Origin of the sequence: Cyanobium sp. CH-040 (assembly GCF_024346135.1) — a bacterium.
Lineage (GTDB): Bacteria > Cyanobacteriota > Cyanobacteriia > PCC-6307 > Cyanobiaceae > NIES-981.
Genome location: NZ_JAGQCJ010000001.1, coordinates 201,795 through 216,370, shown reverse-complemented (window position 1 = coordinate 216,370; position 14,576 = coordinate 201,795). Strand labels below are relative to the sequence as shown.

The window sequence follows — 14,576 nt, the reverse complement described above, 5'->3', positions numbered from 1 at the left end:
TTTGCCACCGCCGGCGCCCCCTAGCCTGCGGCGCAGCGGAAGGCGCACATGGCCGGCTCGGCGATCAGGGCACGGGGGCGAGCCTGGCTGGAACTCGTGCGCTGGCACAAGCCCAGCGGCCGCCTGATCCTGCTGATCCCGGCCGGCTGGAGCCTCTGGCTCAGCCCCGGCTCACCGCCGCCGCCGGAGCTGGTGGGGTGGATCGTGATCGGCGGGCTGGCGGTGAGCGCTGCCGGCTGCATCGCCAACGACCTCTGGGACCGGCGCATCGATCCGCGCGTGGAGCGCACCCGCGGCCGCCCCCTGGCCTCCGGCCGGGTGAGCGTGCCGGAGGCGGTGCTGTTGCTGCTGCTGTGCCTGCTGGTCGCGCTGGTGGTGGTGATGTGGGGGCTGCCGGGCGGCAGCCGCGCTCTCTGCCTGCTGCTGGCCCTGGCCGCCCTGCCGCCGGTGCTGTTCTATCCCTCGGCCAAGCGCTGGTTCGCCTACCCACAGCTGGTGCTGGCCTTCTGCTGGGGCTTCGCGGTGCTGATCCCCTGGGCGGCCGCCAGCGGCTCCCTGGCCGGGGGCAGGCCCCTGGCGCTCACCTGGCTGGCCACGGTGCTCTGGACCTTCGGCTTCGACACGGTGTACGCCATGGCCGACCGCGACGACGACCGCGCCATCGGCGTGCGCAGCAGTGCCCTCAGCCTCGGCCGCCGGGCTCCGCTGGTGGTGACCCTCTGCTACGCGGGCACGGTCATGGCGCTGGGTCTGGCCGCGGGCCTGCGCGGGCTGGCCCCCCTCGGCTGGCTGCTGGGGGGATGCGCCGCCGCGGGCATGCTGCGCGAGGGCTGGACCCTGCGCCGGCCGGGCCTGACGGCGCCGGCCTACGGCCGTCACTTCGGCCATCAGGTGCGGCTGGGGGCCCTGCTGCTGCTGGCCCTGGTGCTGGGACGGCTGCCATGACCAGGACAGCTCCGGGCTGCGGCCCACGCCTGCACTGGCCGCAGCCCCTGCGGCCCGGCGACCGGGTGGCACCGGTGGCCGCCAGCTCGGCGCTGGTGGATCCCCAGGCCGTGCGGCGGCTCAAGGCCGGCATCGCCGTGCTGGAGAGCTGGGGGCTGGAGGTGCAGCGCCAGCCGGTGCACGAACGCCGCTGGGGCTACCTGGCTGGGCGGGATGCCCAGCGCCGTGACGATCTGCAGCGGGCCAACCGCGGCGGCGCCGACCTGCTGGCCTGCCTGCGCGGCGGCTGGGGTGCCGCCCGGCTGCTGGAGCGCCCCCTGGCGCTGCCGCCCCGCTGGCTGCTGGGGTTCTCCGACGTCACCTCCCTGCTCTGGGCCCAGCTGGCCCAGGGGCACGGGGGAGCGATCCACGGTCCCCTGCTCACCACCCTGGCGGACGAGCCCGCCTGGAGCCAGGAGCGGCTGCGCACCCTGCTGTTCGGCGAACCGCTGCCGACCCTGCAGGGCATGGGCTGGGTGGAGGGCGTGGCCGAGGGGCCGCTGCTGGCGGGCAACCTGACGGTGGCCACCCACCTGCTGGGTACGCCCCACCTGCCCGATCTGGTCGGCGCCATCCTGGTGCTCGAGGACGTGGGCGAGGCGCCCTACCGGATCGACCGTCTGCTCACCCACTGGCGCCTGAGCGGTGCCCTCGGCCAGCTGGCCGGGATCGCCCTGGGCCATTTCAGCGACTGCGACGACCCGGACGCCGCTGAGAGCGCCGACAGAGAGGGCGCCGACGGCCTGGCCCGCTTCAGCCTCGAGCAGGTTCTGCGGGACCGCACCGCCGACCTGGGCATCCCCGTGCTGGCAGGCCTGCCGGTGGGCCATGAGGCCGGCAATGCCGCCCTGCCCCTGGGCGCCCGCGCCCGGCTGGACGCCGCTGCCGGACGGCTGGACGTGCTGATCTGAGCAGCCGTCGACCGGGCCCTCAGCGCCGGCCTGCCAGCACCGCCTCGGCGATGGTGAGATCGAACGGGGTGGTGAGCTTGATGTTGGAGGGGGGCGCTTCCAGCACCTGCACCGCCAGTCCCAGCCGCTCGAACAGGGCGGCGTCATCGGTGACGCTCCAGCCCCGCTCCCCGGCGCTGGTGTGGGCCTGGCGCAGCTGCTGCACCGGAAATCCCTGCGGTGTCTGGGCCGCCCAGAGCCGGCTGCGGTCGGGGGTGGCCGTGATCATGCCACCGCCGTCCACCTGCTTGATCGTGTCGGTGACGGGCGTGGCGGCGATCACCGCCCGCCCCTCGGCCACCGCCGCGGCACAGCGCTCCAGCAGCTCCGGCTCCACCAGGGCCCGTGCGCCGTCGTGAATCAGCACGCCCTCCGCCTCGGGCGGCAGCGCCGCCAGCCCCCGCCGCACCGACTCCTGACGGGTGTCGCCGCCAAGGATCCAGCGCACCGGCCGGTCCGGGGCGGCGGCGGCCACGATCGCTGCCACCGCCTCGGCGTCCACGGGCTGGCCGATGATGCCGATCCAGCGGATCGCCGGGCAGGCCAGCACGGCATCGAGGGTCCAGGCGAGGACGGGACGACCGGCCACGGGCAGGAGCAGCTTGTTGCCGGCCGCACCCATGCGGCGGCCACTGCCGGCGGCGGCGATCAGCAGATGCACAGACGACTCCCGCCGAGTGGGCCCGATCGAACGGCATCCATACAATCAGGCCGCCGAGTCCGAGCCACCGTCATGCGCGCCCTGTTTCTGGTCCCGGGCGAGGGCAGTCGTCAGCTCCAGGCCTTCCCGGCGGTGGCGGCGGTGGCCGAGGGTCTGGGCGCGCAAGTGCAGGTGGTGTGCCCTGCCGCGGCGGTGCCGCTGTGGTCGCTGCACCCCCGGGTGGAGCGCACCATCCCCTTCGCCTTCGCTGGTGCCACCCTGGCGGACTGGGCCAACCTGCTGGGTTCGGTGCGGGAACCGGATTTCCAGCTCTGCTTCAACCGGACCAGGGGACGGCAGGTGGATCTGATGCTGTCGATGAGTCACATCCCCACCCGGGTGGCGGCAGCGGGGTTCTCCGCCACCGACACCGTGCAGGAGCCCGATGGGGTCTGGGGAGCGCAGGCCTGGCAGGCCTTCCTGCGCCCGGTGGGGGTGGAGCTGGATGCCGCCGCCTTCCGCCTGGCGCTGCCCCGCCAGGACCTGGACGCGGCCGCCGCCGAGCTGCCTGCCGGCGACGGGCCGCTGCTCCTGCTGGCACCGGCCGGCGGCGCGGGTGACTGGCCCGCCGGGTGCTGGCAGGACCTGCCGGGACGCATCCGCAGCCGCCTGCCCGATCTGCGCAGCATGCTCGCCGGCGAGGGCTCGATGCGTGGGCTGGCCGCCCGCATCGCCAGCGCCGATGTGGTGCTGGCCAGCGACCCGGTGAGCATCGAGCTGGCGCTGCTGCTGGGCATCCCCCTGGTGGCGCTGGGCCGCGGCAGCGCCGACCTCCCGCAGCGGGACGGTGTGAAGGGGCTCGGCGCCCCCGGCGATCTGGAGCGGCTGGATCCCGCGGACGTGCTCACGGCCCTCGGCCTGGGCTGAGCGCGCCCGGCGCGGGCCATACGATCGGCGCCACGTTCCGCACCTGCGCCCATGGTCACCGCCACTCCCCTCGCCGGTCAGGTCGCCCTGGTGACGGGCGCCAGCCGGGGAATCGGCGCGGCCATCGCCCGGGAGCTGGCGGCCGCCGGCACCACCGTGGTGGTGAACTACGCCAGCTCGCCTGAGGCGGCCGAGGCCGTGGTGGCCGAGATCACCGCCGCTGGCGGCCAGGCCTGGGCCCACCAGGCCAACGTCGCCGACGAGCAGCAGGTGGAGGCGATGGTGAAGGCGGTGCTGGAGAAGGAGGGCCGCCTCGACGTGCTGGTGAACAACGCCGGCATCACCCGCGACGGCCTGCTGATGCGGATGAAGACCGCCGACTGGCAGAGCGTGCTCGACCTCAACCTCACCGGCGTGTTCCTCTGCACCCGCGCCGTCAGCCGCACCATGCTCAAGGCCCGCAGCGGCCGCATCATCAACATCACCTCGGTGGTGGGGCTGATGGGCAACCCGGGCCAGGCCAACTACAGCGCCGCCAAGGCCGGCCTGATCGGCCTCACGCGCAGCAGTGCCGCCGAGTTCGCCAGCCGGGGCGTCACCGTGAACGCGGTGGCCCCAGGCTTCATCGAGAGCGACATGACCGCCGAGCTCGACAAGGAGCCGATTCTCAGGGCCATTCCCCTGGGCCGCATGGGTCAGCCCGCCGAGGTGGCCAGCGCCGTGCGCTTCCTCGCCGCCGACCCCGCCGCCGCCTACATGACCGGTCAGGTGCTGCAGGTGGACGGCGGCATGGTGATGCGCTGAGGGCAGCGCCTGCCCGCGTCGGCCGTCAGCTTTTCACCGGCCGGCCCAGCTCCTCGCGCAGCTGGCGGATGCGCTGCAGCAGCCGCAGCCGCCGGCTGCGGGCGGTGAGCGTGAGGAAGAGGCGCAGGGGCACGTAGATCAGCGCCATCACCACCCCCAGGGCGGCGATCAGGGCGAACACCATGGCGTTGGCGCTGGTGGTTGGATCCAGCACCACCCCATCACCGCCCTCACGGGCCGTCTCCAGAGCGGATTGCAGCAGGTCCTCCATCGTCCCGGTCACCGGGCCCAGCACTGGCCAGACCCTATCGGGGCGGGGGCGATTCGGCTTTCCTCACCGCTGCGGCGACACCGGCATGGGACGCTGGTGCCAAAGCGTTGTCTGAATCCACCGATGGCCAAGCTGGTCAGCTTCTCCGATGCCTCCCGCGGCGCGCTGGAGCGGGGCGTGAACGCCCTGGCCGACGCGGTGCGGGTGACGATCGGCCCCAAGGGCCGCAACGTGGTGCTCGAGAAGAAGTTCGGCGCCCCCGACATCGTCAACGACGGCGTGACGATCGCCCGGGAGATCGAGCTCGACGATCCCTTCGAGAACATCGGCGCCAAGCTGATCCAGCAGGTGGCCAGCAAGACCAAGGACAGCGCCGGCGACGGCACCACCACCGCCACGGTGCTGGCCCAGGCGATGGTTCACGAAGGGCTGCGCAACGTGGCCGCCGGCGCCAACCCGGTGGGCGTGCGCCGGGGGATGGAGAAGGCGGCCGCCCAGGTGGTGCAGGGCATTGCTGAGCGCTCCCAGGCGGTGGCCGGCGACGCCATCCGCCAGGTGGCCACCGTGAGCGCGGGAAACGATGACGAGATCGGCCGCATGATCGCCGAGGCGATGGAGAAGGTGAGCGCCGACGGGGTGATCACCGTGGAGGAATCCAACTCCCTGGCCACCGAACTGGAGATCACCGAAGGGATGGCCTTCGACCGGGGCTACATCTCGCCCTACTTCATCACTGACCAGGAACGGCGCGAGTGCGTGTTCGAGAACCCGCTGCTGCTGATCACCGACCGCAAGATCAGCTCCATCACCGATCTGGTGCCGGTGCTGGAGGCCGTGAGCCAGGCCGGACGCCCCCTGGTGATCATCGCCGAGGACGTGGACGGTGAGGCTCTGGCCACCCTCGTGGTGAACAAGAGCCGCGGCGTTCTGCAGGTGGCGGCCGTGAAGGCGCCCGGGTTCGGCGACCGCCGCAAGGCCAGCCTGCAGGACATCGCCATCCTCACCGGCGCCACTGTGGTCAGCGAGGACCAGGCCATGACCCTGGAGAAGGTGAAGCTCTCCGACCTGGGAACGGCCCGGCGCGTCACCCTCACCAAGGACGACACCACCATCGTCGCCAGCGGCGACCACCAGCAGGCCGTGAGCGAGCGGGTGGCGGCCATCCGGCGTGAGCTGGAGCGCACCGATTCCGACTACGACCGCGAGAAGCTGCAGGAGCGCATCGCCAAGCTGGCCGGGGGCGTGGCGGTGATCAAGGTGGGCGCCCCCACCGAAACCGAACTCAAGAACCGCAAGCTGCGCATCGAGGATGCCCTCAACGCCACCCGGGCGGCGGTGGAGGAGGGGATCGTCGCCGGCGGCGGCACCACCCTGCTGCAGCTGGCCTCCGAGCTGGAAGCCCTGGCCGCCGGCGTGGACGGCGACGAGCGCACCGGCGTGCAGATCGTGCGCCGGGCGCTGGAGGCTCCGGTCCGTCAGATCGCCGAGAACGCCGGCGTGGACGGCGCGGTGGTCTGCGCCCGGATCCTCAGCCAGGGCCTCGGCTTCAATGCGCTCAGCGGCGGCTATGAAGACCTGGTGGCCGCCGGCATCGTCGATGCCGCCAAGGTCACCCGGCTCGCCCTGCAGGATGCGGTGTCGATCGCCTCGCTGCTGATCACCACCGAGGCCGTGATCGCCGACAAGCCCGAACCCCCTGCCCCCGCCGGCGGCGCTGACATGGACGGCATGGGTGGAATGGGCGGCATGGGCGGCATGGGCATGCCCGGCATGATGTGAGCGCCCCGGCCCTCAGCCGAGGGCCTTCACATAGGCAGCCACCTGCAGGTCCACACCGGTGATCGCCGTACCCACCACCACGGCATCGGCGCCCAGATCCAGGGCCCGTGCCGCCTGCTCCGGGCTGGCGATGCCCCCTTCGCAGATCAGGGCGGTGCCCGCCGGCAGCTGCTCCCGCAGGGGGCCGAGCAGGTCCCAGGCCGGGGGGCGACTGCCCGCCGTGGCCTCGGTGTAGCCGAAGAGGGTCGTACCCACCCAGGAGCACCCCAGCTCAGCGGCCCGAAGGCCGTTGGCGACGCTGTCCACATCCGCCATCAGGGGGGCACCCAGTTCCGCCCGGGCACGCCCGATCAGCCCGGCCAGCTCCGCGCCGCCAGGACGGCGGCGTTCGGTGGCATCGAGGGCGACCACGTCCGCCCCGGCGGCCCACACCGCACGGATCTCCTCCCAGCCGGGGGTGATGTACACCGGGCTGTCGGTGTAGGTGCGCTTCCACAGGCCCACGATCAGGGCCCCGGGGCAGCGCCGGCGCACGGCGCCGATGTGCTCCGGGCTCTCCAGGCGCACGCCGCTGGCGCCGCAGCGCAGGCTGGCCTCGGCCATCGCAGCGATCACCTCCGGATCGCGCAGAGGCGAGCCCTCCGGCGCCTGCACCGACACGATCAGACCGGTGGGCGACGGGAGCTGGGCCATGGCAGGGGGGTAAGCCGGGGAAACGCGGTTCAGGAGAGCTTGCGGCGGTTCAGGAGAGCTTGCGGTCCAGCAACGGCCGGATGAGCAGGAACAGCCCCACGGCCAGGGCCGCCAGCACCCCCAGGCAGGCGGCGGCACTGAGCTCTCCGTAGGGAGCCTCGAGCACCACAGCCGTGAGCGAGAGCTGGCCGGCATAGGCGGCACGGATGGGCTCGATCGCGAAGGTGAGCGGGTTGATCGCCGCCAGCCAGCCCAGCCAGGCGGGCATGAAGGAGATCGGCGCCAGGGCGGTGCTGGCGAACAGCAGGGGCAGGTTGGCCACGAAGATCACCGCGATCAGCTCGATGTGGCCCGGCAGGGCGAAGGCCAGGCCGAGGCTAAGGGCCGTGACGGCGAACACCAGCAGCAGCAGGGTGACGAGCACCAGCAGCAGGCCGCCGCCCCCCGGCCAGCCGTAGCCCAGCAGGGCGGCGGTGGCCATGATCGCCAGGCTCTGCACCAGGCTCATCACCGTGATGTAGAGCACCGAAGCCAGCACGATCGAGCTGCGCGAGCGCAGGGGGGCGACCAGCAGACGGTTGAGGAAGCCGAACTCACGGTCGAACATCACCGGCAGGCCGGCGTTGAGGGCGCCGCTGAAGGCGGTGAACACGATCACGCCGGCCCCCAGGAAGCGGCCGTAGCTCATGCCCTCGGGCAGCAGCCCCTCCGGCGCCTTGGCGAACAGGGCGCCGAACAGCACCAGCCAGATCAGCGGCTGCAGCACGCCGGCCACCAGGGTGGAGGGTCGGCGCTGCAGCTGCACGAACAGCCGCCGGGTGAGGGCCAGGGTTTCCTGGCTGATCTCCGCCAGCGCCGGGGGTTCGGCGGGCAGCGCCTGGAGGCTGGGGTTGGCTGAGGTCATCGGTGGGGCGGCTGCGGGGGAACTGAAGGCTGACTCAACGCATGCTCTGCTTGCGCTCCTCCTTCGGGTCGCGCAGACCGGCCACGGCCAGCTCCGCGTCCATCAGGGTCCGGCCGGTGGCCTGGAGATACACGTCATCGAGGCTGGGGCGGCTCTGGGCCAGGGCGAACACCGGCAGCTGGGCCTCCGCCAGCTGCCGCCGCAGCTGCTCCACCACGCCCTCATGTTCCACCACCAGGTTGAGCGAGTAGCCCTGGGACTGGTTGACCACCACCTGGCGCACACCGGCGCAGCCCTGCACAAGCCGCTGCACCCGCGCCGCCTCCTCGGCATCGCTGAACTCCCGCACCCGCAGGGTGACCCGGTCACCGCCCAGGGCCTGCTTGAGGTCGGCCGGTACCCCTTCGGCGATCACCCGGCCGCGCTCGATGATCGCCAGCCGGTCGGCCAGGGCATCCACCTCCTCGAGGTAGTGGCTGCTGAGCAGCACCGTGGTGCCGCCGTCGCGCAGCTGGCGCAGCACGGTCCAGATGGCGGCCCGGCTCTCGATGTCGAGGCCCACGGTGGGCTCATCCAGCACCAGCACCCGGGGCCGGTGCAGCAGGGCGGAGGCCAGATCCAGGCGGCGGCGCATGCCGCCGGAGTAGCCGCCGCAGCGGCGGTCGATCCACTCACCCATCCCCAGCAGCTCCACCAGCTCGGCGATGCGGCGGTTGCGCACGCCGCCCTCGAGATGGTGCAGGTCGCCCTGCAGACGCAGCAGTTCGCGGCCGGTGAGGATCTTGTCGATGGCCACCTCCTGGGCCACGTAGCCGAGCAGGCGACGCACCGCCCGGGGCTGGGCGAGGGCATCGAGCCCCGCCACGCGCACGCTGCCGGCATCCGGGGCCAGCAGGGTGCAGAGGATGCGCAGGCTGGTGGTCTTTCCGGAACCGTTGGGGCCCAGCAGGCCGTAGAGGCTGCCGGCTGGAACGCTGAGGCTGAGGCCATCGAGAGCCTGCACCGCCTTCTCGCCCCTGCCGTAGCTCTTGCGCAGGTCGTGGAGCTGGATCAGGCCATCGACGGCTGCACCATCGCCCATCTGTGGCGTCGCCCGAGGTTTCAGTGGGCCAATGTAGGCAGCGCCAGCGGCACGGCCGTGGGCGGCAGCTGCAGAGCCTGGGCCAGGGGCAACCGGGCCAGAAGCAGCAGCAGACAGATGCCGAAGAGGTAGAGAATCGACCAGCGGAAAAGGGACCGCGCCCGTCCCGCATCGTCCGGATCCAGGGCCAGGTTGCCGCTCAGCTGGAGCAGGCGGGCGTTGAAGGGCATCACCAGCAGTCCGTAGAACAGACCGCCGCCGGGCAGGGCCAGCACCCCCGCCAGGCTGAGCAGTGCCGTGGCGCGGGCGTAGCCCTGGATCGCCCGGGCGGTGACCTCCACTCCCCTCACCACCGGCAGCATCGGGATGCCCACGGCCCGGTAGTCGTCGCGGAGCAGCAGGGCCAGGGCCCAGAAATGGGCCGGCGTCCACACCATCACCAGGGCGAACAGCCACCAGCTCGACCAGCCCAGCTCGCCGGTGGCCGCCGCGGCCCCCACCAGGGGCGGGATGGCGCCGGCGACCCCGCCGATGACGATGTTCTGGGGGGTGCGGGGCTTCAGCAGCACCGTGTAGAGCAGCACGTAGCTGCAGAGGCCGAGGAGGGCGAGGCTCGCCGCCAGCGGGTTCACACCGATCACCAGCACCAGCACGGCGGTGACGGTGAACAGCGCCGCCAGCAGCAGGGCCCGCTGCCGCTCGAGCCGGCCGGAGGGCAGGGCACGACGGCTGGTGCGCGCCATGCGGCCGTCGAGCTCCTCCTCCCAGAGGCAGTTGAGGATGCCGGCGGCTGCCGCCGACAGGGTGCCCCCCACCAGGGTGCAGGTGAGGGTGAGGCCATCCACGGGCGCCGGACTCACGGCCATGCCCGCCACGGTGGTGGCCAGCAGCAGGGGGATCAGACGCGGCTTGGCCACCTCCAGCCAGGCCGGCAGCCGCAGCCGTCGCGCTGGAGCGGCGGGCTGGAGAGCAGGACCGCTAGCGACCGCGGCGCCGGTGACCGCACTGGGCGGCGGGCTGAAGCTAACCATGGGCGGTCTGGGCGCTGGAGGTGAAACCGGGGATGGCGGCCGCTGGCCGCTGCGGGGGCAGGGAGCCGGCCTGGAGACTGCGGCCGACGACTGCCCCGAGCACGGCGATCAGCAGAGCCGCCACGAGCTGGTGGGACACCGTGACGGCAGGCACCCCCAGCTGCAGGCGCAGGGTGGCCACGCCCAGGCACACCTGCAGGGCGGCGAGCAGAGCGGCCGCGGCGGCGAACCAGCGCAGCCGGCCCTCGGCGGACGGGAGCGCCAGGGAGGCGGGCAGCAGCGCGGCCACCGTCAGGGCCGCGGGGGTGGCGGCAAGCCGGTGGCGCAGGAGCCACTGGCAACCCTCGGCCGCAGAGAGACAACGCTGCGCAGCCCACTGGCTGGCAAGGGAACCGCCCAGCAGGCACTGGCCAAGCACCAGCGCCAGGGAGAGCAGCGCCAGGCTCCGCCACCACAGCGGCAGCCTGGCCCGGTCGCGGGCGTCAGTGGGCTCGGCGGATGCGGAGATCAGACGCTGGCGCTCCAGGGCCTGATGAAGGCCACTGAGCAGTGCCACCAGCAGGAGGGCCGTGGCCAGGTGGGCGGTCACCAGTCCGGGCGCCAGCAGCCTGGTGACCGTGAGGGCCCCGAGGCCGCCCTGCACGGCCACCAGCAGCAGGGCCCCCAGGGCGCAGCGGGGCAGCCAGGGCGGCAGGTCGCGGCGGCCCAGCCAGCTGGCGGCGCTGAGCACGAGCAGGGCCACACCCACCACGAAGGCATCGAGGCGGTGGAACCATTCCAGAAAAACCTGCAGGTTCATGCGGCCTCCAGGCAGCCACTGGCCGTAGCAGAGCGGCCAGTCGGGGCAGGCCAGGCCAGCCTCCATCACCCGGGTGGCACCACCGATCACCACCAGGGCCACCAGGGCCACCACCAGGTGGGCCGTGACCGGCTCGAACCTGGCGGTGGGAACCGGCCCCTGGGGCCGGCCGCCGGCGGCTGAGCCATCAGCGGAGTGCGGGAACACCGCGCTGGACGACCGATCCGGGGTCTGCTGGGGGCTGGCGGACATGGCTCCCCGGTGAGGTCGGGTCAACGTAGCCAGCAGTTCCGACAGCCGATGCGGCAGCGATCTCGCTGATCTTGATTTCGCGACATGAGACGCCCGGCTGCAAGCCGCGAGGCCAATCTTCAGGGGTGAAATTGTCACCGTCTGTCGCAATAAGCCCCGTCGGCCGGCAGCTGATCGCAGGCCGTCGACAACGTCCATAGCCTTGGGCGAACAGCGATCCCGACAGCCTTCAATCCTGTGCAGATCCGCACCGCCATCACTGCTGCCCTGGCCACCACAGCCCTGGTGGGCACCGGCCTGTTGGTGGGCAGCCGGGTGAGCCTCCTGCCGGTGGCCGCCAGCACCAACGCCCCGCCCTACGACAGCCTTTTCCAGGTGCTGTTCAGCATCGGCACGATCCTCTTTCTGGGGATCCTGATCGTGCTGCTCTACAGCCTGATCCGCTTCCGCCGCCGCCCCGGCGACGTGGCCGAGGGGCTGCCGATCGAAGGCAATCTGCCCCTGGAAATCGTCTGGACGGCGATCCCAGCCGTGGTGATTCTATTCGTTGGGATTTACAGCTACGACATCTACGACCGCATGGGCGGCATGGCCAGCCTCGACCATGGCGGCATGCATCACGGGGCGATGGATCTCAGCGGCATGGACCAGGTCCAGCCGGCCAGCACTCCACCATCCAGCGGCGAACGCATCTGGGGCGGAATCGGCAGCACCCAGGCCTACCTCGACCAGACCGGCGACGGCAGAGCCGTCGCCACGGCTGTGCCGCCTCTGCCGGTGGAGGTGACGGCCATGCAGTTCGCCTTCATCTTCCACTACCCCGACAGCGCCATCACCAGCGGAGAGCTGCACGTGCCCGTGGGCCAGCCGGTGCAGCTGCGCATGCAGGCCCGTGATGTGATCCATGCCTTCTGGGTGCCGGAGTTCCGCCTCAAACAGGACGTGATTCCAGGCCAGCCCACCGTGCTCTCGCTCACGGCCACGCGCCCCGGCACCTATCCGGTGATCTGTGCGGAGCTCTGCGGCCCCTACCACGGCGGCATGCGCACCTCGGTTGTGGTCCACGAGCCGGAGGATTTTCTGGCCTGGGTGACCCAGAACGCACCACAGGTCAGTGCCTGAGATTCACCCGGTGACCGCCGCCCCGTTCAGCCCAACCTTCTCCTTCCCGGCCTTCCTCCCATCATGACCGTCGCCGACCCCAGCGCCCTGGAACCCCGCCTCCAGCCCAGCGGCTGGTTGCGCTATTTCAGCTTCAGCCTGGATCACAAGGTGATCGGCCTGCAGTACCTGGTGTGTGGCTTCTTCTTCTATCTGGTGGGGGGTGCCCTGGCCGGTGTGATCCGCACGGAACTGGTGAGCCCGATCGCCGACTTCGTGAGCCGCGATACCTACAACGAGGTGCTCACCCTGCACGGCACGGTGATGATCTTTCTGTGGATCGTGCCGGTGGTGAACGGCGCCTTCGGGAACTATCTGATCCCCTTCTACGTGGGCGCCCGGGACATGGCCTTCCCACGTCTGAACGCCGTGGCCTTCTGGATGATTCCACCGGCAGGTCTGCTGCTGATCAGCAGCTACCTGCTGGCCGGGGCCGCGGCCCAGTCCGGTTGGACCGCCTATCCGCCGCTGAGCCTCACCACCCCGGCCGCCGGCCAGGTGGTGTGGATTCTCAGTGTGCTGCTGCTGGGCGGCAGCTCCATCTTCGGGGCCGTCAACTTCATCGCCACGGTGCTGAAACTGCGGCGTCCGGGTCTGAAGATGATGCAACTGCCCATGTACTGCTGGGCCATGCTGGGAACCAGCCTGCTGGTGGTGCTCTCCACCCCCGTGCTGGCGGGGGTTCTGATCCTGCTGAGCTTCGACATCATCGCCCATACCGGTTTCTTCAACCCCGAACTGGGCGGCAACGTGGTGGTGTATCAGCACCTCTTCTGGTTCTATTCCCACCCGGCCGTCTACATCATGGTGCTGCCAGCCTTCGGGCTGGTGAGCGAGATCCTGCCAGTGCATGCCCGCAAGCCCCTCTTCGGCTACACCACCATGGTGTATTCGATCATGGGCATCGTGTTCCTGGGCCTGATCGTGTGGGCCCACCACATGTTCACCAGCGGCACACCACCCTGGATGCGCCTGTTCTTCACGATCGCCACCTCCTTCATCGCCGTGCCCACGGGGATCAAGTTCTTCAACTGGCTGGCCACGCTGTGGGGCGGCAAGATCGCCCTCAATTCTGCGATGCTGTTCTCCTGCGGCTTCATCCTCAATTTCGTGTTCGGGGGCATCACCGGCATCACGCTGGCCCAGGTGCCATTCGACATCCACGTGCACGACACCTATTACGTGGTCGGCCACTTCCATTACATCGTCTATGGAGGCACGGTGTTCGTGATCTTCGCCGCCCTCTACCACTGGTATCCCAAGTTCACCGGCCGGCTGCTGAACGAAGACCTCGGGAGGCTGCACTTCCTGCTCACCTTCATCGGCTTCAACCTCTGTTTCCTGCCCCAGCACTGGCTGGGCCTCAACGGCATGCCCAGACGGGTGGCGGAATACGACCCGGCCTTCACCACCCTCAACCAGGTGAGCAGCGTGGGGGCCCTGATCATGGCGGTCAGCACCCTGCCGCTCTTGCTCAACGTGGTGGTCACCGCCCTGCGCGGCCAGCCGGCCGGTGACAATCCCTGGAATGCCCTCACCCCCGAGTGGCTCACCAGCTCGCCGCCGCCGGTGGAGAACTGGCACGGCGAGGCACCGCTGGTGGCCGAGCCCTACGGCTATGGCCACGCGCCTGCTCCAGCCCTTGCCGAGACCCGCCCATGACCACCACCACCCCTGAAGACCTGCGCCGCCAGACGCCGGAAGGCGACGCCGCCCCCCCGGGCCATGCGGAGCACCAGCACCGGGACGCCCGCCTGTTCGGCCTGGCCACCTTCCTGGTGGCCGACGGCATGACCTTCGCCGGCTTCTTCGCCGCCTACCTCACCTTCCGGGCCGTGAACCCGCTGCCGGAAGGCAGCACCTACGAACTGGAACTGCTGCTGCCCAGCATCAACACCGTGCTGCTGCTGGTGAGCAGCTTCACCTTCCACCGGGCCGGTCGTGCCTGCCTGGCTGACCGGCCGCTCTCCTGCCAGCGCTGGCTGGCGGTGACCGCGGGACTGGGGATCGCCTTCCTGGCCGGGCAGATGGTGGAGTACTTCAGCCTGCCCTTCGGCCTCACCGACAACCTCTTCGCCAGCACCTTCTATGCCCTCACCGGCTTCCACGGTCTGCACGTCACCCTGGGGGTGATCTGCATCGCCGTGGTGACACTCCAGGCCCGGCGCGGCGGCGCGGTGAGCGCCGCCAACCCCTTCGGGCTCGAGGCGGCCGAGCTCTACTGGCACTTCGTGGACGGCATCTGGGTGGTGCTCTACGCGCTCCTCTATCTGCTCTGAGGTCGCTCGCGGCGCGGACCG

At 71.2% G+C, this 14,576-nt stretch carries 15 protein-coding genes; 8 read left to right on the top strand and 7 right to left on the bottom strand.

The features are described from left to right. Positions 1–48: 48 nt before the first annotated feature. Entirely contained in the window at positions 49–945 is an 897-nt protein-coding gene (locus tag KBY90_RS01220; RefSeq protein ID WP_254966578.1) for a 4-hydroxybenzoate polyprenyltransferase, read from the top strand. Continuing rightward, positions 942–1,895, top strand: a complete 954-nt coding sequence (locus tag KBY90_RS01215; RefSeq protein WP_254966577.1) for an LD-carboxypeptidase — start codon at positions 942–944, stop codon at positions 1,893–1,895. The genes KBY90_RS01220 and KBY90_RS01215 overlap by 4 nt, the downstream gene beginning before the upstream one ends. A 19-nt stretch (positions 1,896–1,914) precedes the next feature. Here KBY90_RS01215 and ispD read toward each other — a convergent pair whose 3' ends face one another. After that, entirely contained in the window at positions 1,915–2,595 is a 681-nt protein-coding gene (gene ispD / locus KBY90_RS01210) for a 2-C-methyl-D-erythritol 4-phosphate cytidylyltransferase (RefSeq protein ID WP_254966575.1), read from the bottom strand. Positions 2,596–2,667: 72 nt separating this feature from the next. On the opposite strand from ispD, the gene KBY90_RS01205 reads away from it, so the two are divergent. Together KBY90_RS01205 and fabG are read left to right on the top strand one after the other, a co-directional pair. Beyond that, positions 2,668–3,501 carry a glycosyltransferase family 9 protein gene (locus tag KBY90_RS01205; RefSeq protein WP_254966573.1) on the top strand — a complete coding sequence of 278 codons (834 nt, stop codon included), beginning with the start codon at positions 2,668–2,670 and terminating at the stop codon, positions 3,499–3,501. Positions 3,502–3,552: 51 nt separating this feature from the next. Next, positions 3,553–4,305, top strand: a complete 753-nt coding sequence (gene fabG / locus KBY90_RS01200; RefSeq protein ID WP_254966570.1) for a 3-oxoacyl-[acyl-carrier-protein] reductase — start codon at positions 3,553–3,555, stop codon at positions 4,303–4,305. A gap of 25 nt (positions 4,306–4,330) precedes the next feature. Here the strand turns inward: fabG and KBY90_RS01195 are convergent, their stop codons facing one another. Then, entirely contained in the window at positions 4,331–4,588 is a 258-nt protein-coding gene (locus KBY90_RS01195; protein WP_254966949.1) for a hypothetical protein, read from the bottom strand. A gap of 111 nt (positions 4,589–4,699) precedes the next feature. Between KBY90_RS01195 and groL the strand changes: the two genes are divergently transcribed. Beyond that, positions 4,700–6,355: a chaperonin GroEL gene (groL, locus tag KBY90_RS01190; protein ID WP_254966569.1), complete on the top strand. Its 1,656-nt coding sequence runs from the start codon at positions 4,700–4,702 to the stop codon at positions 6,353–6,355. A gap of 12 nt (positions 6,356–6,367) precedes the next feature. Here the strand turns inward: groL and KBY90_RS01185 are convergent, their stop codons facing one another. Genes KBY90_RS01185 through KBY90_RS01165 form a run of 5 tightly spaced genes read right to left on the bottom strand, consistent with a single transcriptional unit; the run spans position 6,368 to position 11,115 of the window. Beyond that, positions 6,368–7,048 carry an N-acetylmannosamine-6-phosphate 2-epimerase gene (locus KBY90_RS01185; RefSeq protein ID WP_254966568.1) on the bottom strand — a complete coding sequence of 227 codons (681 nt, stop codon included), beginning with the start codon at positions 7,046–7,048 and terminating at the stop codon, positions 6,368–6,370. Between the two features lie 49 nt (positions 7,049–7,097). Beyond that, positions 7,098–7,952, bottom strand: coding sequence for an ABC transporter permease (locus KBY90_RS01180; RefSeq protein ID WP_254966566.1), 855 nt, complete (start codon positions 7,950–7,952; stop codon positions 7,098–7,100). Between the two features lie 34 nt (positions 7,953–7,986). Further along, positions 7,987–9,033: an ABC transporter ATP-binding protein gene (locus KBY90_RS01175; protein ID WP_254966564.1), complete on the bottom strand. Its 1,047-nt coding sequence runs from the start codon at positions 9,031–9,033 to the stop codon at positions 7,987–7,989. A gap of 20 nt (positions 9,034–9,053) precedes the next feature. Next, positions 9,054–10,064 carry a heme o synthase gene (locus KBY90_RS01170; RefSeq protein ID WP_254966563.1) on the bottom strand — a complete coding sequence of 337 codons (1,011 nt, stop codon included), beginning with the start codon at positions 10,062–10,064 and terminating at the stop codon, positions 9,054–9,056. Next, positions 10,057–11,115 carry a heme A synthase gene (locus KBY90_RS01165; protein ID WP_254966562.1) on the bottom strand — a complete coding sequence of 353 codons (1,059 nt, stop codon included), beginning with the start codon at positions 11,113–11,115 and terminating at the stop codon, positions 10,057–10,059. Before KBY90_RS01165 ends, KBY90_RS01170 begins: the two co-directional genes overlap by 8 nt. 237 nt (positions 11,116–11,352) lie before the next feature. Between KBY90_RS01165 and KBY90_RS01160 the strand changes: the two genes are divergently transcribed. From KBY90_RS01160 to KBY90_RS01150, 3 genes are all read left to right on the top strand, one after another. Continuing rightward, positions 11,353–12,237: a cytochrome c oxidase subunit II gene (locus KBY90_RS01160; RefSeq protein WP_254966561.1), complete on the top strand. Its 885-nt coding sequence runs from the start codon at positions 11,353–11,355 to the stop codon at positions 12,235–12,237. Positions 12,238–12,300: 63 nt separating this feature from the next. Continuing rightward, positions 12,301–13,938: a cytochrome c oxidase subunit I gene (gene ctaD, locus KBY90_RS01155; protein ID WP_254966560.1), complete on the top strand. Its 1,638-nt coding sequence runs from the start codon at positions 12,301–12,303 to the stop codon at positions 13,936–13,938. Further along, positions 13,935–14,555: a cytochrome c oxidase subunit 3 gene (locus KBY90_RS01150; RefSeq protein WP_254966559.1), complete on the top strand. Its 621-nt coding sequence runs from the start codon at positions 13,935–13,937 to the stop codon at positions 14,553–14,555. Before ctaD ends, KBY90_RS01150 begins: the two co-directional genes overlap by 4 nt. Positions 14,556–14,576: the final 21 nt, after the last annotated feature.